18 protein-coding genes and 2 tRNA genes are annotated in these 17,472 nt (G+C 68.8%); 9 read left to right on the forward strand and 11 right to left on the reverse strand.

Annotation, left to right across the window (positions count from 1 at the left end):
* Window positions 1–4 precede the first annotated feature (4 nt).
* Both QMG73_RS05215 and QMG73_RS05220 read right to left on the reverse strand, forming a co-directional pair.
* Entirely contained in the window at window positions 5–394 is a 390-nt protein-coding gene (locus QMG73_RS05215) for a VOC family protein (RefSeq protein ID WP_281892788.1), read from the reverse strand.
* A 17-nt stretch (window positions 395–411) separates the two neighbouring features.
* On the reverse strand, window positions 412–1,413 hold the full coding sequence (locus QMG73_RS05220) for a cellulose binding domain-containing protein (protein ID WP_281892789.1): 1,002 nt from the start codon (window positions 1,411–1,413) through the stop codon (window positions 412–414).
* Between the two features lie 168 nt (window positions 1,414–1,581).
* Between QMG73_RS05220 and QMG73_RS05225 the strand changes: the two genes are divergently transcribed.
* Entirely contained in the window at window positions 1,582–1,923 is a 342-nt protein-coding gene (locus tag QMG73_RS05225; protein ID WP_281892791.1) for an LppU/SCO3897 family protein, read from the forward strand.
* A 150-nt stretch (window positions 1,924–2,073) separates the two neighbouring features.
* Here QMG73_RS05225 and QMG73_RS05230 read toward each other — a convergent pair.
* A tRNA-Lys gene (locus tag QMG73_RS05230) sits at window positions 2,074–2,149 on the reverse strand.
* A gap of 240 nt (window positions 2,150–2,389) precedes the next feature.
* Between QMG73_RS05230 and QMG73_RS05235 the strand changes: the two genes are divergently transcribed.
* Together QMG73_RS05235 and QMG73_RS05240 are read left to right on the forward strand one after the other, a co-directional pair.
* Window positions 2,390–3,628, forward strand: a complete 1,239-nt coding sequence (locus QMG73_RS05235) for a L,D-transpeptidase (protein WP_281892792.1) — start codon at window positions 2,390–2,392, stop codon at window positions 3,626–3,628.
* 120 nt (window positions 3,629–3,748) lie between these two features.
* Window positions 3,749–4,969, forward strand: coding sequence for a L,D-transpeptidase (locus QMG73_RS05240; RefSeq protein WP_281892793.1), 1,221 nt, complete (start codon window positions 3,749–3,751; stop codon window positions 4,967–4,969).
* A gap of 47 nt (window positions 4,970–5,016) precedes the next feature.
* Here QMG73_RS05240 and QMG73_RS05245 read toward each other — a convergent pair.
* Both QMG73_RS05245 and orn read right to left on the reverse strand, forming a co-directional pair.
* A tRNA-His gene (locus QMG73_RS05245) sits at window positions 5,017–5,089 on the reverse strand.
* A 56-nt stretch (window positions 5,090–5,145) separates the two neighbouring features.
* Window positions 5,146–5,736: an oligoribonuclease gene (orn, locus tag QMG73_RS05250; RefSeq protein WP_281892794.1), complete on the reverse strand. Its 591-nt coding sequence runs from the start codon at window positions 5,734–5,736 to the stop codon at window positions 5,146–5,148.
* Between the two features lie 45 nt (window positions 5,737–5,781).
* Here orn and QMG73_RS05255 point away from each other — a divergent pair, with 45 nt between their 5' ends.
* Window positions 5,782–7,026, forward strand: coding sequence for a glycosyltransferase family 87 protein (locus tag QMG73_RS05255; protein ID WP_281892795.1), 1,245 nt, complete (start codon window positions 5,782–5,784; stop codon window positions 7,024–7,026).
* Between the two features lie 98 nt (window positions 7,027–7,124).
* On the opposite strand, the gene QMG73_RS05260 is transcribed toward QMG73_RS05255, so the two are convergent.
* Genes QMG73_RS05260 through QMG73_RS05270 form a run of 3 tightly spaced genes read right to left on the reverse strand, consistent with a single transcriptional unit; the run spans window position 7,125 to window position 10,939 of the window.
* Window positions 7,125–8,156, reverse strand: a complete 1,032-nt coding sequence (locus QMG73_RS05260; protein WP_281892796.1) for a family 2 encapsulin nanocompartment cargo protein polyprenyl transferase — start codon at window positions 8,154–8,156, stop codon at window positions 7,125–7,127.
* Window positions 8,156–9,517 carry a family 2B encapsulin nanocompartment shell protein gene (locus QMG73_RS05265; RefSeq protein ID WP_281892797.1) on the reverse strand — a complete coding sequence of 454 codons (1,362 nt, stop codon included), beginning with the start codon at window positions 9,515–9,517 and terminating at the stop codon, window positions 8,156–8,158. The genes QMG73_RS05260 and QMG73_RS05265 overlap by 1 nt, the downstream gene beginning before the upstream one ends.
* A gap of 3 nt (window positions 9,518–9,520) precedes the next feature.
* Entirely contained in the window at window positions 9,521–10,939 is a 1,419-nt protein-coding gene (locus tag QMG73_RS05270) for a family 2B encapsulin nanocompartment shell protein (protein ID WP_281892798.1), read from the reverse strand.
* 146 nt (window positions 10,940–11,085) lie between these two features.
* Here QMG73_RS05270 and QMG73_RS05275 point away from each other — a divergent pair, with 146 nt between their 5' ends.
* Both QMG73_RS05275 and QMG73_RS05280 read left to right on the forward strand, forming a co-directional pair.
* Entirely contained in the window at window positions 11,086–11,748 is a 663-nt protein-coding gene (locus tag QMG73_RS05275; protein ID WP_281892799.1) for a bestrophin-like domain, read from the forward strand.
* A complete protein-coding gene (locus tag QMG73_RS05280; RefSeq protein ID WP_281892800.1) occupies window positions 11,745–12,230 on the forward strand; it encodes a hypothetical protein in 486 nt (161 codons plus the stop codon). Before QMG73_RS05275 ends, QMG73_RS05280 begins: the two co-directional genes overlap by 4 nt.
* On the opposite strand, the gene QMG73_RS05285 is transcribed toward QMG73_RS05280, so the two are convergent.
* The 3 genes from QMG73_RS05285 to QMG73_RS05295 are packed head-to-tail and all read right to left on the reverse strand — an operon-like array spanning window position 12,163 to window position 15,511.
* Complete coding sequence (locus QMG73_RS05285) at window positions 12,163–13,089, reverse strand: hypothetical protein (protein ID WP_281892801.1); 927 nt, start codon at window positions 13,087–13,089, stop codon at window positions 12,163–12,165. The genes QMG73_RS05280 and QMG73_RS05285 overlap by 68 nt on opposite strands.
* A gap of 52 nt (window positions 13,090–13,141) precedes the next feature.
* A complete protein-coding gene (locus QMG73_RS05290) occupies window positions 13,142–13,837 on the reverse strand; it encodes a YcnI family copper-binding membrane protein (protein ID WP_281892802.1) in 696 nt (231 codons plus the stop codon).
* Window positions 13,838–13,870: 33 nt separating this feature from the next.
* Window positions 13,871–15,511, reverse strand: coding sequence for a copper resistance CopC/CopD family protein (locus QMG73_RS05295; RefSeq protein WP_281892803.1), 1,641 nt, complete (start codon window positions 15,509–15,511; stop codon window positions 13,871–13,873).
* Window positions 15,512–15,625: 114 nt separating this feature from the next.
* Between QMG73_RS05295 and QMG73_RS05300 the strand changes: the two genes are divergently transcribed.
* The 3 genes from QMG73_RS05300 to QMG73_RS05310 are packed head-to-tail and all read left to right on the forward strand — an operon-like array spanning window position 15,626 to window position 17,445.
* Window positions 15,626–16,207, forward strand: coding sequence for a sigma-70 family RNA polymerase sigma factor (locus QMG73_RS05300; protein WP_281892805.1), 582 nt, complete (start codon window positions 15,626–15,628; stop codon window positions 16,205–16,207).
* Window positions 16,208–16,234: 27 nt separating this feature from the next.
* Entirely contained in the window at window positions 16,235–16,750 is a 516-nt protein-coding gene (locus QMG73_RS05305; RefSeq protein ID WP_281892806.1) for a MauE/DoxX family redox-associated membrane protein, read from the forward strand.
* A complete protein-coding gene (locus QMG73_RS05310; protein ID WP_281892808.1) occupies window positions 16,747–17,445 on the forward strand; it encodes a DsbA family protein in 699 nt (232 codons plus the stop codon). The genes QMG73_RS05305 and QMG73_RS05310 overlap by 4 nt, the downstream gene beginning before the upstream one ends.
* Window positions 17,446–17,472 lie beyond the last annotated feature (27 nt).

Below are 17,472 nucleotides of genomic sequence, written 5' to 3' on the forward strand. Positions count from 1 at the left end.
TCGCTCAATCTCCGAGTAGGTCCCACCTGTTTCCGGCAATGTCAAGGAAGACTGCAACTCGACCGTAGGGCTCAGTACGCGGTGCACGAACGAAGGTGACGTCAGCCTTGGTCATTCTCTTGTACATGGCGTCGAAGTCATCGGTACGAAGAAAGAATCCAACGCGTCCGGCCGTTTGGTGGCCGACGGCCGTGCTCTGGTCTTCGCCGTCGGCGCGGGCAAGGAGAAGCCCGGTTTGCGCCCCGGGAGGGCGGACGACGACCCAACGCTTTGGCCGCCCGTCGTTCGTGAGCGACGGCGAGTCCTCGACGAGCTCGAACCCGAGTACACCGGTGAAGAAGGCGATGGCCGGGTCATACTCGTCCACGATCAGGGCGACCAAGTCGATCTGCATCCCGGCACGTTAGGTCCTTAGGCGAAGGTGGGTTCGCAGGGGGCGCCGTTGACGGTGAACGCTGTTGGCGGGTAGCCCCTGCCTTGGCCGGTGGCCTGAAAGCCGAACGTGAGGCTGGCGTTGGGCGCCAGGACGGCGGCCCAACCCGGGTTGCGGGCCGTCACGGTCGGTCCGATCTGGTACCAGACGCTGTTGAACAACGATGTGACGAGCTGGCCGTTGGTGAACCTCCAGCGCATCGTCCAGCCGTTCAGGGGCGCAGCGGTGGTGTTTCGGATGGTGATGTTGACGGAGAACGCGTTGGGATACTGGGCGCTGATGACGTAGGCGATCGACAGTGGGCACGGGCCGGACGGCTCGGTCGGGGTGGACTCCGGCAGTGCGTTGGTGACTCGGACGTCGTCGAAGGACGCGCTGGCGTAGCGGGCGATCATGCCGACTCGGTCGCCGAAGTAGGTGCCGCCTGGGTCGGCCGCGTCGACGGTCGCTGACGCGGCGCCCGGGCCGGTGACCGACGCGGTGACGGTGGTCGCGGTTGGGAAGCTGAGCGTCAGCTCGTACCACGAGCCGGGCGCCGCGGTGAACGGCGTACTGGCCAGCGTGGTCATCGTGCTGAACCAACGTTGGGTGAGTTCGAGCCGGCTACCGGTCAGCGTCACGAGGTAGTAGTTGATGTCGGCTCTGCCGAACAGGGAGACCGTGTTGTCCGCGCTGAGCGGGCTGGTCGGCTTTACCCGCACCGACACGGCGGTGCCGTCGCCGGACCCCCAACCGCCCTTGGCCTGCACGTTTACCAGGTCGGTGCGGGGGTTGCGCAGCACCTTCGAGCCGTCTTCTGTGACGGTCGTCCAGGCGCTGCCCGGCCCGACGTGGGACCAGACGTTGGCTGTTGGCTGCTCGAAGTCGTCGGAGAAAACCACGGCGGCTTCGGCCGGCGAGGTGGGGGCGAGGAGGATGCCGCCGGCCAGGGCGCCAGCGGCCAGGAACGTCAGGAGCCTTCGCGGGACCGCGTCCGACATACGCCCATCATATCGTGATCCATCGATGTATTTGGATGATGTGCCGCATGGCGCGAACAGAGCCGTCTCGGTTGCGGTTCGCACCGACAACTGGGGGCCCGCACCGACGGCAGATCCGGTATCTTCCTCAGTCACCCCAAACGCCATTCATCCCCGCGAGGACGCCCCGTGTCGCTGTTTCGCCGCATCTACGCCAAAAAGCAGCTCCGCCCGTTCCTGTTCATCCTTCTCATGGGGGTGGTCGTCGCCTTGGCCTACGGCGCGCAGTACCTCGTTGGTTCCGCCGATGTGGCCAAGGTCGGCCAGTGCATGAACGACGACCCGGCGCCCATCATGCGCACCACAGACTGCGACAACGAACGCGCCAAGTGGAAGATCGTCGGCAGGATCGAAGGCGACGACATCCCAGCCGACCAAGCGTGCGCCGCATACCCACAGACATCGACGTACCTGGAACGCACGGGTCGTGGCGAAGACTACGTACTCTGCCTCACCGAGAACCCCCGCTGATCCTGTGGATCTTGCCGACCCGGGCCCGAGAGCTTTTCGGGGTCAGGTTCAAGATCGGGCTCGCGCCAACCACAGATGGCACAACAGTCCAGCATGGACATGAAGAAGGCTCTGATCCTGGGAGTTTTTCCAGGTCAGAGCCTTGATCAATGGTGCGCCGCCAGGGACTCGAACCCCGAACCCGCGGATTAAGAGTCCGCTGCTCTGCCAGTTGAGCTAGCGGCGCTCGCTGACAACGGCGCCAACCCTAACACGCCCCCGCCGCCACGTTCCAACCGGTTCGATCAGCCACGCCGAGCCGACCGGCCGACGCGACACACGGGTTGATCTGGCAGGCTGCAGCACTGGCCACGAACGCTTCCCCGCATGGTGCACCATAAAGCGCAGGACGCCGTGCCACGTGACGCAACCTGAGGCGAGGCAGCCGCGTCTTATATACGGCAGCGGCAGAGTGAACGGGGATGGGATGAGCGGGCGCGTGCGTCGGGGTGCAGTGGCTGTCGCCGCTGTCGTGGTGGCGTCGCTGGCGCTCACCGCCTGTGGCGACGGTAGTTCGCCGAAGTTCGTCAGCGGCTCGGAGACGCCGGGTGTCACGCCCTCGGCGTCGGGGAGTGCCGCGCCTGACAACGCCTCCTCGGCCCTGAGCATCACCCCGGCGGCGAACACCAAGAACGTGCCGGTCAGCGCCGAGATCGGCGTCAAGCTGACCGGCAGCGGCCAGGTGGGCTCGGTCACACTCACCGAGGAGGGTGGCAAGGCGGTCAGCGGGAAGATGCGGGAAGACGGCACCTCGTGGGTGCCGGGCAGCCAGCTCAAGTGGGGCAAAACCTACACCGCGACCGTGACGGCCAACACCGGCGGCGGCGATACGACTCAGACGACGACGTTCACCACGATGGCGAAGCCGTCGAAGAAGACCGGCACCGGGCTGTACCTGTTCGACGACCGGACCTACGGCGTGGCCATGCCGGTGGTGGTCGAGTTCAACCCGGGCATCCCGGCGAAGAACCGGGCGGCCGTCGAGAAGCGGATGTTCGTGAGCAGCAGCCCTTCGCAGCCGGGCGTGTGGCACTGGGTGTCGAGCGGCACGCAGGCGTTCTACCGGTCGAAGGAGTACTGGCAGCCGGGTACGACGCTGACGGTTCGGATCGCCTTGGGTGGGCTCCCGACGGGCGGCGGTCGCTACGGTGACCAGGATCGCAAGGCGACCGGCAAGATCGGCGAGCGCGTCGAGATGACGGTCGACAACAAGACCAAGAAGATGACGGTGCTCAAGAACGGCAAGGCCATCAAGACCATCCCGGTGAGCCTCGGCAAGAAGAGCACCCCGTCGGCCAGCGGCATCATGGTCGTGATGGAGAAGAAGGCCAAGACCGTCTTCGACACGCGCGACGCTCCGGACCCGGAGAACCGGTACGTGGTGGACATCGAGTACGCGCAGCGGCTGACCTGGAGCGGCCAGTACATCCACGCCGCGCCGTGGTCGAATGCCGACCAGGGTCGGCGAAACGTGTCACACGGATGCCTGAACATGTCCACGGCCAGCGCTCAGTGGCTGTTCGGTCAGACCAAGATCGGCGACCCGGTCACCGTGACAGGCACGGAGGACAAGCTGTCCCCCGGTGACGGCTGGACCGCGTGGAACATGAGCTGGAAGCAGTTCATCAAGGGGAGCGCCCTGCCAGTCCCGGACAATCTGCAGTAATACGGACAGTCCCGGTAAAAGGCAGCAACCAGGATCACAGCCTCGGCACGAAACCGTGACGTGTGGTCTCGCGTCTCTAGGGCACGATTGATTGTCGGACCCTGGAGGTGAGAGGCGATCATGCGAACGAGACGAGCTTGGGCCGCGGCTGTGCTCGCTGGAGTTCTCGCGCTCGCCACAGCGTGTAGCGGCGATGACGACAAGGGCGCGTCCAATGGCGGCAGCGGTGACGGCGGCTCCAAGATCGCTGCGACGATCGCGAGCCCGGCTGCCGACGCCAAAGACGTGCCCGCCTCGACCGACATCACGTTCACCACGGAAAACGCCGACGACGCGACGGTCGAGCTGAAGGACGCCGCCGGCAAGGTGGTCGAGGGCACGCTCCAGCCCGACGGCAAGTCGTGGCTGCCCAGCGGCGCGCTCGACTACGGCACGACGTACACGGCCAGCGTGACCGCCACCGGTGCGGACGGCAAGAAGGCGACGGCGACCAACACCTTCACGACGATGGCCAAGCCATCGCAGCAGGTCCGGGTGACCAGCTTCCTCGCGGACGGCCAGGTCGTCGGGGTGGGTATGCCGCTGATTGTCCGGTTCGGCCGGGCGATTCCCGAGGACTACCGCGATGACGTGCAGCGTCGACTCACCGTGCAGTCGTCCGCCGGCCAGGAGGGCATCTGGCACTGGATCAGCGGCACCGAGGTCCACTACCGGCCCAAGGAGTTCTGGCAGGCCAACTCGACGGTGAAGTACAAGCTCCAGACCGGCGGGCTGCCGATGGGCGACGGCTGGTACGGGCGCACGGACATTACCGTCGACATCAAGATCGGCCCGTCGTTCATCATGACGGTCGACAACAAGACGAAGCGGATGACCGTCACCAAGGACGGCAAGGTCATCAAGACCATCCCCGTGAGCCTCGGCAAGAAGAGCACCCCGTCGTCCAGCGGCACGATGGTAGTGATCGAAAAGAAGCGCAAGACCGTCTTCGACACCCTGGAGGAGCTGGGGCCGGAAGAGGGTTACCGCACGGATATCGAGTACGCCCAGCGGCTCACCTGGGGCGGCGAGTTCATCCACGCCGCGCCCTGGTCAGAAGGCGTACAGGGCCGCGACAACGTGTCGCACGGCTGCGTCAACGTGTCGATGGCGATGGGCGCGTGGCTGTTCGGCCAGACCCGCATCGGTGACCCGATCACGGTCAAGGGCACCGAGCGCAAGCTCCAGAACGGCAACGGCTGGACCGACTGGAACATGAGCTGGGACGAGTACGTGAAGGGCAGCGCGATTCCCTACGAGGAGAGCGCGCCGGCGACGCCGAGCCCGAGCCCGGCCGGGTGAACGACTGAGCCCCGTCCTGGAAGGGACGGGGCTCATACCCAAAAGAGGGTGACTGAGGGGATTTGAACCCCCGACACCCGGGACCACAACCCGGTGCTCTGCCAACTGAGCTACAGCCACCACGGCAAGTGCGCCGACCAATGATAGCCATAAGGTCGGCGCCCTCGTCGACGGGGTTACAGCGTGGCGGCGATCGCCTTGGCCGACTCGACGTCCGGGCCCGGCAGGGGTACGAAGATCGTCCGTCGGTAGTACTCAAGCTCTCGCACGCTCTCCCGGATGTCCGCGAGAGCCCGATGCGCCAGCCCCTTGGTGGGCTGCCCGAAGTACACCCGCGGATACCAGCGCCGGCACAGCTCCTTGATCGACGAGACGTCGATCATGCGGTAGTGCAGGTGGGCGTCCAGCCTGGGCATGTCGCGCGAGACGAACCCGCGGTCGGTGGCGATCGAGTTGCCGCACAACGGAGCGCTGCGGGGATCGGGCACCCACGCCGTGACGTACTCCATGACCATGTCTTCGGCCTCGGCGAGGCTGACCGTCGAGCGTCGGACCTCCTCGGTGAGCCCCGACTTCTGGTGCATCTCGCGCACCACATCGGGCATGCCGTCCAGCGCGGCGTCGTCGGCGTGAATGACCACGTCGACGCCGTCACCGAGCACGTTCAGATCGGGGTCGGTCACCAGCGCCGCCACCTCGATCAACGCGTCCTTGCCGAGATCAAGCCCGGTCATCTCACAGTCGATCCAGACCAGAAGATCAGCCACGAGGGTCAGCCTACGCGCAGAACGGGCACAGATACCCTGGCCGACGTGTCGAACCCGCCCCGGAAGATAGTCCGCCTCGCCGCCGTGGTGGGCCTCGCCGCGGCCGTCGCGTGGTTTCTCCACTGGTACGGCAACCGGCACGACTACTTCGACCTGCGCATATACATGAAAGCCATGCGGTGGTGGGCGGATGGCAATCCGCTCTACGACTACGCTCAGCCCGACCGGGTCCAGGGCGAGCTGTACTTCACCTATCCCCCGTTTGCGGCGTTGCTGCTGCGGCCGTTCGTGGAGATCTCGCTGGGCACGACATTCGCGATCTTCACGATCGGATCGGCGGTCGCGGTGGCGGTTACCACCTGGTGGCTGGTCTCGCCGGTCGCCGAACGGCGTGGGCTCCCCCGCTGGTACGCCGCCGGTCTGGCCATCCCGTTCGTCTTCGCGATCGAGCCGACCCGCGAGACGATCGCGTTCGGCCAGATAAACATGCTGCTGATAGTGCTCATCCTGGGCGATCTGCTCATCGCGGTACCAAGGAACTCGCGCTGGGCCGGCGTCGGCATCGGGCTGGCGACGGCGCTCAAGCTCTTTCCCGGGATCTTCATCGTCTATCTGCTGGTGACGCGGCGCTGGCGCGCGGCGATCACCGCGAGCGCGGCGGCGGCCGTCGCGACGCTGCTCGCGGCCGCGGTGGCGCCGCGAGACTCGTGGCGGTTCTGGACCCACGAGCTGTGGGCGACCGACCGGGTCGGCCGCACGGACTACACGGGCAACCAGTCGCTGCTCGGCCTGCTCAGCCGGCTCACCGCACCGGAGGACCCGAGCCGGTTGCTGTGGCTCGCGCTGGTCGCGCTCGCCCTGGGGTACGGGATGTGGCGCGCCGCCCGCGCGGTGCGCGCCGGGGACGAGGTCGCGGGGCTCGCGCTGACGGGCCTGGTCGCCGCGCTGATCAGCCCGATCACGTGGCCGCATCACGTGTACTGGTTCGTGCCGGCCCTTGTCGTGCTGGTCGACGCGGGCCTGCCGTCGGAGGGCCGCCGGGTGCGCCCCGCGCTGCTCGCGTTGGCGGTGATCGGGTACGCCACGATCGTGTACGGCGTCGTGTCGTTCTTCGACTGGGGGGTGGCACCGGAACCCACCGACTCGGTCAGCGAATTCGTCCGGCGCAACGCGTATGTGCTGCTCACGGTGGTTTTGCTGGCCGTTTTGCCGGCTCGCACCGGAGTCCCCGATTATCCCAGAAGCGCCCCGAAAAGGACAGATCTAGCAAACGCCCGACCAGCCGCGTAATCTACACACAACGGACTAATTAGGGCACCGTTCCCCCGGTGAAAGCGGCCCCTCTGCCACGGCAGCAGAGGGGCCGCTTGCCGAACCGGGGGTGCGGTTCAGCGATTGCGGTGCGTGGCCATCTGGGCGAGGCCGTCGAGCTCAGCGGCCGGCCCCGGGGCGGAGCCGGCCGAGCTCAGATGGGCGAGCGCCTCCCGGAGCAGGTCGTCGGCCCGGCGCTCGGTCCACGCCCGCCCGCCGGCGGCGTCGACCAGTTCGGCCGCCCGGCGCAGCTCCGCGTCCGAGAGGGGCTGGTCACCGCGGTAGAGCGCGGCCAGTTCGGCGGCGGCGGGTGTACCGGACACGAGCGCCGCCACCACAGGCAGCGACTTCTTGCGGTGTTGAAGGTCGGCGTACACCGGTTTGCCCGTCGTCTCCGGGTCTCCCCAGATGCCGAGCAGATCGTCGACCATCTGAAACGCCAGCCCGAGCCGCTCCCCGAAGCCGCGCAGGTGGTCGACCTGCCCCCGGGTGCCGTGCCCGAACACGGCTCCCAGGGCACAGGCGCAGCCCAGCAGCGCCCCGGTCTTCCGTTCGGCCATGTCGACGCACTCGGGCAGGCCGACGTCCATGCGCTCCTCGAAAGCCAGGTCGGCGCTCTGCCCCTCGATCAGCTCTTGGACGGCGTGACTGAGGATCTTGGCCGCCTGGGCGGTGGCCAGGTGGTCGGCACTGGCCAGTACGTCGAAGGCCAGCGCCAGCAGCGCGTCACCGGCCAGGATCGCGGCCGAGGTGCCGAACCGGTGCCACACGGTCGGCCGGTGCCGGCGCGTCTGATCACCGTCCATCACGTCGTCATGCACCAGCGAGAAGTTGTGCACCAGTTCGACCGCCACCGCCGCCGGCACCGCCGCGGACGGCGTACCGCCAACAGCTCCCGCCGCGAGCAGCGTGAGCGCCGGGCGAAGCGCCTTGCCCCCGCCCGCCGTGGGCCGGCCGTCCGCGTCCCACCAGCCGAGGTGGTAGCCGGCGATGTGCCGCATCGTCTCCGGCAGCGTCTCGACCGCGTCGCGCAGCGCCGGCTCGACGAGGTCGCGGCTCCAGGCCAGTGTCTCGGGGACCGGACGTCCGGCGGTCGCCACGGTGCCCATCAGGACACCCGGCCGATCTCGACGTTTTCCAGCACGCCGAGCGCGTCGGGCACGAGCACGGCCACCGAGTAGTAGGCGCTGACGAGGTACGAGAGGATCGCCTGCTCGTCCACGCCCATGAACCGCACCGACAGACCCGGCTGGTACTCATCCGGGATGCCCGTCTGGCGCAGGCCCACCACTCCCGAGCTCTCCTCGCCGGTGCGCATGGCCAGGATCGATGTCGCGCCCCGCCGGCTGATCGGGATCTTGTCGCAGGGCAGGAGCGGCACGCCCCGCCACGCGGTCACGCTGGCACCATCGACCGTCGTGGTGCCCGGGTAGACGCCCCGCCGGGTGCACTCCCTCCCGAAGGCGGCGATCGCGCGCGGGTGGGCGAGCATGAACCGGGTCTTGCGGCGCCGGCAGAGCAGGTCGTCGAGGTCGTCGGGGGTGGGTGGACCGGTGCGCGTATGGATCCGCTGCTTCAAATCAGCGTTATGCAACAACCCAAACTCCCGGTTGTTGACCATCTCGTGCTCCTGACGCTCCCGCAACGCCTCCACCGTCAACCGCAACTGCTGCTCCACCTGATTCATCGGATGGTTAAACAAATCAGCCACCCGCGAATGCACCCGCAACACCGTCTGCGCCACCGACAACTCATACTCCCGAGGCGCCAACTCATAATCCACAAACGTCCCCGGCAACCGCACCTCACCCGCATGACCGGACGCCAACTCGATCTCGGCCTCGCCCTGCTTGTTGCGCGGCTGGTCGGAGCGGAGCAGCGCCCGCTCGACGTGCGCCCGCAGCGGCGCCGAGCGGCCGTTCATCTCCTGGAAGGCGCGGGAGCGCAGCGCCAGTACCGTGCAGGGCGTCTCGGCCCGGATGCTGTACGGCCAGCGGCCCGGCGAGCCGGTCAGCATCTGCTCGCCGAAGTACTCACCGTCGGCCAGGACGCCGAGCACGGTGTCGTCCCCGTACTTGCCGGTGCCGACCCGGCTCACCTTGCCGTGGGCGAGCAGGAACAGCGCGCTCACCGGCTGCCCCGCGGTCACGATGACGTCGCCGGGGGCGTACTCGCGGGGTACGAAGCGCTCGGCGAGCGCCGCCAGTGCCGCGTCGTCGTCGAAGTCCCGCAGGAGCGGCAGCTCGCGCAGCTCCTGCGGGACCACCGAGACCTTGCCGGCGGCGGTGACGAACGTCAGCCGTCCGTCACCGATCGCGTACGTCAGCCGCCGGTTGACCCGGTACGTGCCGCCGGCCACCTCCACCCAGGGCAGGACCCGCAGCAGCCACCGCGGCGTACGCGCGGCCATCTGCGGTACGGACTTGGTCGTCGTCGCCAGTGTCCGGGCGGCAGCGGTCGTGAGAGTCACGGTTCAGCCTTCCCGGCCGATCTCGACGTTCTCCAGCACGCCGAGCGCGTCGGGCACGAGCACGGCCACCGAGTAGTACGCGCTCACCAGATACGAGATGATCGCCTGCTCGTCCACACCCATGAACCGCACCGACAGACCCGGCCGGTACTCGTCCGGGATACCCGTCTGGTGCAGCCCGATGACGCCCTGCTTCTCCTCGCCGGTGCGCATGAGCAGGATCGAGGTGGTGCGGGTGTCGCTGATCGGGATCTTGTTGCAGGGCAGGAGCGGTACGCCTCGCCAGGCCGGCACCTTGTGGCCGCTCACGTCGACGCTTTCGGGGTAGACGCCGCGGCGCGTGCACTCGCTGCCGAACGCGGCGATGGTGCGGGGGTGTGCGAGCAGGAAAGCGGGCTCCTTCCACACCATCGACAGCAGCTCGTCGAGGTCGTCGGGGGTGGGTGGACCGGTGCGCGTATGGATCCGCTGCTTCAAATCAGCATTGTGCAACAACCCAAACTCCCGGTTGTTGACCATCTCGTGCTCCTGACGCTCCCGCAACGCCTCCACCGTCAACCGCAACTGCTGCTCCACCTGATTCATCGGATGGTTAAACAAATCAGCCACCCGCGAATGCACCCGCAACACCGTCTGCGCCACCGACAACTCATACTCCCGAGGCGCCAACTCATAATCCACAAACGTCCCCGGCAACCGCACCTCACCCGCATGACCGGAGGCGAGCTCGATCTCGGCTTCCCCGTGCGTGTTCTGCGGTCGGGGCGGACCGGCGGCCACCATTTCGAGATGCGCGCGCAGCGCCTCGGACCGGTCGGCCAGCTCGTCGAATTCCCGCCGGGACAGCGACAGCACGGTGCACGGCGTGACCGCCCGCACCGAGTGCTCCCAGATGCTCTCCGCTTCCAGAAGCGACCGTTCGCCGAAGTACTCGCCGTCGGCCAGTACGCCGAGCACCGTCTGGTCGCCGTACTTGCCCGCGCCCACCGTGTTCACCTTGCCGTGCGCGATGAGGAAGACGGCGTCGACCTGGTGTCCAAACTCGACGATCGTGTCGCCGGCGGCGTACTCCTGCTGGGTGAAGCGGTCCGCCAGGGCGGCGAGCACCTCGTTGTCGGCGAAGCCGCGCAGCACGGGCAACTCGCCCAGCTCCTGCGGGACCACCCGGACGTCGGCGCCGGTGTTGCTGAAGGTCAGCCGGCCGTCGCCGATGGCGTAGCTGAGCCGCCGGTTCACCCGGTACGCGCCACCGTTGGCCTGTACCCATGGCAGCATCCGCAGCAGCCAGCGCGAGGAGATGGCCTGCATCTGGGGTACGGACTTCGTGGTCGTAGCCAGGTTGCGAGCGGCTGCCGTAGCCAGGCTGAGCCGCTGCTCCCCTTCGCTGTCGAACCCCGCGTCCACCGAATCAACGACGGTCATCACCAACACCACCTAAATCGTCGGCTGGAAGTTGGTACGAGAATCGCAACCATTTCCATGGCTCGTACAGTCACCCGATAGGCAGTCATCCGAACAGAGGAATCTGCCCTGGTAAAAGCCGCCCAAGTCACCTAACGTCGCCAGGCATGGCCGACCGTGACATGGCGAGCGCCATCTTTTCCATGGTGGGCGTGCTCTACGCGATCCTGCTGGCGTTCGTCGTCATCGTGGTATGGGAGGCGTCCAGTGCCGTCGAGGACCACGCACAGGCCGAGGCCAACGACGTGTCGCAGATCTACTTCACCGCTCGCGCGCTGCCCGAGCCCCAGCGCGCCCGGCTGACCGCGCTCGCCCACGGGTACGTATCCACAGTGGTCAGTCAGGAGTGGCCGGCCATGCGCGAGGGGCGTACCAGCCCCGAGGCGCGCGCGCAGGTGGCACAGATGCGCGCCGAGATCACCCGGATGAAGCCGGCGGACGCGCGCGAGGAGATCCTCATGTCGCAGACGCTCGACGCGATCAACAAGCTCGTCGACGCGCGCCGGCAGCGCACCGCCGCCGTCGACTCGCCGGTGCCGGCGGTGCTGTGGATCGGCCTGGTGTCCGGCGCGGCCATCACCGTGGGCTTCACGTTCCTCTTCGGGGCCGGCCGCCTCGGGACGCAGGTCGTGATGGTCGGTGCGATGACCGCGCTGCTCGCGTTCACGCTCTGGCTTACCTACGAGATGAGTCACCCGTTCACCGGGCCGACCGGCATCGGGCCGGACGCGTTCCAGACCGTCCTCAACCGCTTCGAGGAGTTCTCATGAGTTCTCGCCGGACGCATCTGACCACGCTCGGCCTCGGTCTGCTCGCCGGAGCGGTGGCCGCGCCCGCACCGGCCCGTGCCGTGGCACCCACCGAGAGCGTGCCCGCCGGGATTCTGGCCAAGCGCAAGCAGATCACGCTGCCGGCCGTGCCCGCGCTCGGCCTGACGTACATCGCGACCTTCGACCTGACCGACCCGGCGGGCGCGCCGCTGGGCACCGCCGCAGCGAACACCGCGATCGTCGACCTGCGGCTCGAAGGGCCGGTGATCCTGAGCCAGGTGGTGCTCCAACTCGCCGGAGGCGAGTTGCACTATCAGCGCCTCATGAACCGCTTCGGCGAGTACCCGCGCAGCGGCACCGGCGTCATCGTCGGTGGCAGCGGCGAATACGCCGAGGCACAGGGCGTCATCGAGATCACCTGGCCCGACGCCGACACGATCCACCTCCGCCTCCCCCAACCCCCACCCCCTCCGCGTTCGTGATCAGGGTTGGTGGGAGTGGGGGTGGGGTGGTCGTTGGCCGGGTGGTCGGGGGCCAGGCCAGCACCGGGCGGGCCGGGGGCGCAAAGGCCGGGGGTGAAAAGGCGGGCGGCGCGGGCGCCGGCGGCGGCACGGGCACGGGTGGGGCGTCGGCCAGCGTCGTCGGCCGGTCCGGGGGCGGGGGCGGTGCGGTGACTCGGCGTACCGGCCAGGCCAGCGCCGCCATCCCGAGCACTATCAGCACGGCGCCCGCCACGAGCAGGCCCCATGTCGCCGAGGCGAGCCAGCCGGGCCGCACCTCCACTCGCAGGTCGACGGTCAACGCCGCCCGCGCGTCCGGATGCATGACGATCAGGCTGAGCCGCTGCCCGCGTACCGGAGAAGGCTCCCATTCGACGGCGCCGGCACCCTGGTGGATCCAGCGTGGTGGCGCCCCCGGCACCGTGCCACCTGGCGGTCGCTCCGCGCCCGCTGGCGTCCCCGCCACCGGGGTGACCCGCACCGGCAGCGGACCGCTGGTGAGGCTGACCCGGTCGACCTGTGCGTACGCCACGCCGGCCAGGTAGCGGGCGGCTTCGTCGGCGGGCGCGACGCCGATCATGGCCGGCCCGGTCTCGGTGCGCGCGGTGATCCGTAGCGTGGTGTCCCTCGCCCGGGTGAACGGTGCGGTGTCCCGCAGGAGCGCGTCGAGGTCGGCGACGACGACGGCGTGACCGGGGGTGGTGATCCGTTCGATCGCCCCGCTGAAGGCGCCGCCGGCGTCGCGATGCTGCATCGCCGTCCACAGTGCACCGCCCACGAGCAGGACGGGGAGCCCCAGGGTCAGCAGCAGCATCCCGACGGCTGTGCGCACGATCCGCATTTGCTTTCCCCCTCAAAAGCACCTTTCAGGGGGAAAACGAGCGGAGCTCGACTCAGGTTTCCGTGCGGCGGGACCGCACGAAGGCCAGGCCGCCCAGGACGAGGCCACCCAGCCCGGCGAGCAGACCGATGATCGCCAGCGTGATCGGCAGCACATCGGAGTCGGAGTCGGAGCCGGACGAGCCCGAGGCGGCAGCCGCAGACGGCGACGCGGAGGCAGCCGAGGCGGCGGTCAGGGTCAGGACCGGAGCGGGCTGCTCGGGCTCGGCCGCGCCCTCCACCGGCTCCTCGATCCAGCGGGAGACGTTGCCGTCCGAGTACGTCTGGAGCGTCTTGAAGACCATCTTCGCCACGTCGGGCAGCGGCCCCATCGACACCGGGAACTCCTGGAACTCGCCCGGCTTGACCCCACCGCCCGCCGCGGCGGTCCACGTGATCTTTGCCACGACCTCGCTGACCTGGCTGCCGTGGACCTCGACGGGCGGGTTGACGGTGCGCTTCTCGACCGCCACGGTCCACCCGGCCACCGGCATCGTCGACACCGAGGCGACCGGAGCGTCCTCCGGCAGTACCACCTCGAGCTTGGTGGTCGACGCGGTGTCGCTCTCGTTCGGCACGCGGAACGCGAGGCGGGCGTACCCGCCCTGGGTTGCCTCGGTCGGGTTCACCGTGACGTGCGCCGCCGCCGGAGCCGCGAAGCCGAGGACGGCGATCAGGACCGCGCCGGTGACGAGAGCGAGCCTTTTCATCGAGGACCCTTTCCAGGTGACGGATACGGTGATCTAGGTGACAGGTACGGTGGCGGTCACCGTGGCCTGGTCGATATCGGAGATGCGGACGGTGAAGCGGAGCTGCCAGTCGCCGGCCAGCGAAAACGTCAGCTCACCGGTCGCGTGGTTGTCGGTGAGCGCCAGCAGCGGGATCTCGATGGGCGCCACGTCGTTGGCCGGCAGCGCGGCGGTGCCCTTCCACTCGACGACCTTCAGCGGCTTGCCCGACAGGTCGTACGCGTACAGGTGGATGGAGTTGTTGCCGACCCCCGCCGGGTCGATGTCCACCTGGAGCTTGAAGAGGTTGCTGGCGACCTCTTTGGAGTAGTAGTCGGTGGTCACGCCCAGCGCCTCGTTGGCGGCCGCGGTGCGGGCGGGCGTGGTCTGCACGAGCACCGCCGACAGGGCCAGCACGATCGCCGTGATCCCGAGTTCCACCCAGACCGCACGACGGATCTTGTGTGGCTCGTCGGCGGCAATGCGCCGCCGGACAAGCCGTCGCGAGTACCACGCCACGGCGATGACCAGCGCGAGCAGCCCCACCTTGGCGAGGATCAGCCGGCCGTACGTCGTGGAGACCAGCGCGTCGGGAGTACTCACCTCGATCAGCGCCTGCACGGTGCCGGCGAGCACCAGCGAGCTGACCGCCAGCGCCGCCCAGCGCGACCACACCGGCAGTACCGCGCCCAGCTCGCGCTCGTTGGCCTGCCTGAGCAGGAAGCCGACGAGCATCACGAGCCCGCCCAGCCAGACCGCCATGCTCGCCAGGTGTACGGCGTCGACGACCACCGAGACCGCCGCCACCGGCGAGGCGGCGGGGTGGCCCGCGATCGGCCAGGTCAGCAGGGCTGCGCCGCCCAGGACGAGTAGCAGGATCTGGTCGGCTTTACCGGACTCGTTGGGGCCGCGCAGCAGCGGGCGGAGCAGCAGGGCGATGGCCAGGAGCAGGCCCAGCCGCACAAGATGAGCCGTGCCGAATGTGGTGGCCAACACATCCCGGATCTGCCCGCCGGAGATGTCGAAGATCCCTCCACCGGCGGTGTACGGCCCCTGGAGCAGGACCGCCGCCACGGTCGCCAACCCGACCAGCCCCATGCCGGTCCACACCACCGCGCCCACTCTGCGGCGGGATAGCCGCGCCGGCCAGAGCAGGCAGAGCACGAGTACCGGGCCGACCACCAGCACCAGCCCGGCGTACCCCAGGTACTTGGCGACCTTGATCGCGGTGGCCACCACCCGGTTGGTGTCTTCGTTCTGCGTCAGCGTGGGCGCTACGGACGGGGAGCCCACGGAGTACGTGTATCCACCGGCCACGGGATGGCTGTCGGCCGAGATCACCCGGTAGCTGACCAGGTACGTACCGTTGCCGCCCTGGTCGACGGGGATGGTGACCACCGAGCCCGCGAACGACGGCTCGCCCTTGTCGACGCGCTTCCCGTCCGGGCCCAGCACCAGGATCTTGCCGGGCACCTGCCGCACCGACTCGGTGAATGTGAGCACCACCTCAGCTGGCGCACTCGCCAGCACGGCTCCCTGGATCGGATTGCTGCTGCTGAGTACCGCATGGGCGCTGGCGGGCGCGGGCGGCGAGATCAGGATGGCGAGCGCTCCGGCGGCTAGGGCGGCCGCGATGCGAGGGGTCATGACGGCCATGATTGTGTAGCCACCGATACCCACGCCATGGTGGGGTAGTCGTTCGGCGAGGCTGAGAAGTTCCCGGCGGGTTCCTGAACGCGCGCACAGCCTGCCCGCGTACCCTGGGTTGCCGTGATTCCCGCCCAGCGTGACGGCCACACCGCCGCAGAACGCACCGCCGCCGAAGGTGGCGGTGCCGACGCGTGGGCTCTCGCCGCCCGCGCCGGTGACCCTGTCGCGCAGGCGGCGTTCGTGCGGGCCACGCAGGTCGAGGTCTGGCGGTTCGTGGCCGCGCTGGTCGACCCTGGCAACGCCGACGACCTCACCCAGGAGACCTACCTGCGGGCGTTCCGCGCGCTGCCGGCGTTCGAGGGCCGGTCGAGCGTCCGCACGTGGCTGCTGGGCATCGCTCGCCGGGCGTGTGCCGACCACATCCGCACCGCCGTCAGGCGCCGCCGGCTCGACGAGCGGCTGACCACGCAGGCCCACACCGCCGGGCCGCATCCCGATCCCGCGCAGCACGCCACCGCGGCTGACCTGCTGCGGCGGCTGCCCGACGAGCGGCGCGGCGCGTTCGTGCTCACCCAGGTGCTTGGCCTGTCGTACGCCGAGGCGGCCGAGGTCGAGGGCGTGCCCGTCGGCACCATCCGGTCCCGGGTCGCCCGCGCCCGCACCGAGCTTGTCGACGCGGTCGGCGAAGCGCTAGCCAGCTAGGAACTCTCCGACTCCGTAGGACGACTAATGAATGTGACCGCGCTCAGCTCGCCCGTTTCGACCCCATCTGTTAGCAAATGGCAGATGGTCCGGCCGTGGCTCGGCACCCTCGCCCGGCTCGGGCTGGCCGCCGTATGGCTGGTCGCCGGTGGCACCAAGGTCGGCGACCTCGCGGCCTCCGGTCGGGCCGTCAACGCGTACGACGTCATGCCGTACGACATCGCGAAGGTGGTCGGCGCCGCGCTGCCCTTCGTGGAGATCGCGCTCGGCCTGCTCCTGCTCGCGGGCGTGGCCACGCGCGTGGCCGCCGGCATCTCCACGGCGCTGCTGGTGGTGTTCATCGCGGGCATCGCGTCGGCTTGGGCGCGCGGCCTGCAGATCGACTGCGGGTGCTTCGGCAGCGGCGGGCAGCTCGCCGCCGGCCAGAGCCCCACGTACGGCCCCGAGATCGCTCGTGATCTCGGGTTCCTTGTGCTCGCCGGGTTCCTGCTCATATACCCCCTCACCCGGTGGTCAGTGGATTCATGGATGGAGAGGGAATGAGCACTCGGGTTGGGCAGAAGCAAGCAGCACGCATGGTGCGCGACCAGATCGCGCGGGAGAAGCGCCGGTCGCGCACGCTGTGGACCACGATCATCGCGATCGCCGCGGTCGTCATCGCCGGCATGATCGGCTGGGGCATCTATGCCAGCCAGGACTCCGGTACCTACGTGGCGCCGGCGGGCGCCACGGCGGACGGCTCCGGCATCTCGGTCGGCAGCGGTACGGTCAAGATCGAGGTGTACGAGGACTTCATCTGCCCTGCGTGCGGGCAGTTCGAGACGCAGACCGGTGCCACACTCGACCAGCTGGTCGAGGACGGCAAGGTGACGATCGTGTACCACCCGGTGGCGTACCTGGACCGGGCGTCCACAACGGACTACTCCACGCGGGCGTCCGCCGCCTCCGGTGCCGCCGCCGAGGGTGGCAAGTTCCGGGAGTACGCCAAGGCACTGTTCGCCAAGCAGCCGGCGGAGGGCAGCGCGGGGCTGAGCGACAATGAGCTCATCGAGATCGGCAGGTCGATCGGGCTCGGCGACGCGTTCGCCCAGGCAGTACGGGACGGGAAGTACAAGTCGTGGACGTCACACGTGACCGACGAGGCGAGCGAGGCCGGGGTCACCGGCACGCCCACCGTCAAGGTGAACGGAAAGGACGTCCAGCCGACCACCCAGGCCATTCTCGCGGCCGTCGGCTGACGCTCGCGGCGATCGCCAGCACCCTCG

The organism is Phytohabitans aurantiacus (assembly GCF_027923225.1).
GTDB classification, from domain to species: domain Bacteria; phylum Actinomycetota; class Actinomycetes; order Mycobacteriales; family Micromonosporaceae; genus Phytohabitans; species Phytohabitans aurantiacus.

Coding starts and splice junctions, on each gene's coding strand:
- QMG73_RS05215 (WP_281892788.1), bottom strand. CDS start 394: ATGCAGATCGACTTGGTCGCCCTGATCGTGGACGAGTATGACCCGGCC.
- QMG73_RS05220 (WP_281892789.1), bottom strand. CDS start 1,413: ATGTCGGACGCGGTCCCGCGAAGGCTCCTGACGTTCCTGGCCGCTGGC.
- QMG73_RS05235 (WP_281892792.1), top strand. CDS start 2,390: ATGAGCGGGCGCGTGCGTCGGGGTGCAGTGGCTGTCGCCGCTGTCGTG.
- QMG73_RS05240 (WP_281892793.1), top strand. CDS start 3,749: ATGCGAACGAGACGAGCTTGGGCCGCGGCTGTGCTCGCTGGAGTTCTC.
- QMG73_RS05260 (WP_281892796.1), bottom strand. CDS start 8,156: ATGGGCACCGTGGCGACCGCCGGACGTCCGGTCCCCGAGACACTGGCC.
- QMG73_RS05270 (WP_281892798.1), bottom strand. CDS start 10,939: ATGACCGTCGTTGATTCGGTGGACGCGGGGTTCGACAGCGAAGGGGAG.
- QMG73_RS05275 (WP_281892799.1), top strand. CDS start 11,086: ATGGCCGACCGTGACATGGCGAGCGCCATCTTTTCCATGGTGGGCGTG.
- QMG73_RS05280 (WP_281892800.1), top strand. CDS start 11,745: ATGAGTTCTCGCCGGACGCATCTGACCACGCTCGGCCTCGGTCTGCTC.
- QMG73_RS05285 (WP_281892801.1), bottom strand. CDS start 13,089: ATGCGGATCGTGCGCACAGCCGTCGGGATGCTGCTGCTGACCCTGGGG.
- QMG73_RS05290 (WP_281892802.1), bottom strand. CDS start 13,837: ATGAAAAGGCTCGCTCTCGTCACCGGCGCGGTCCTGATCGCCGTCCTC.
- QMG73_RS05295 (WP_281892803.1), bottom strand. CDS start 15,511: ATGGCCGTCATGACCCCTCGCATCGCGGCCGCCCTAGCCGCCGGAGCG.
- QMG73_RS05305 (WP_281892806.1), top strand. CDS start 16,235: ATGAATGTGACCGCGCTCAGCTCGCCCGTTTCGACCCCATCTGTTAGC.
- QMG73_RS05310 (WP_281892808.1), top strand. CDS start 16,747: ATGAGCACTCGGGTTGGGCAGAAGCAAGCAGCACGCATGGTGCGCGAC.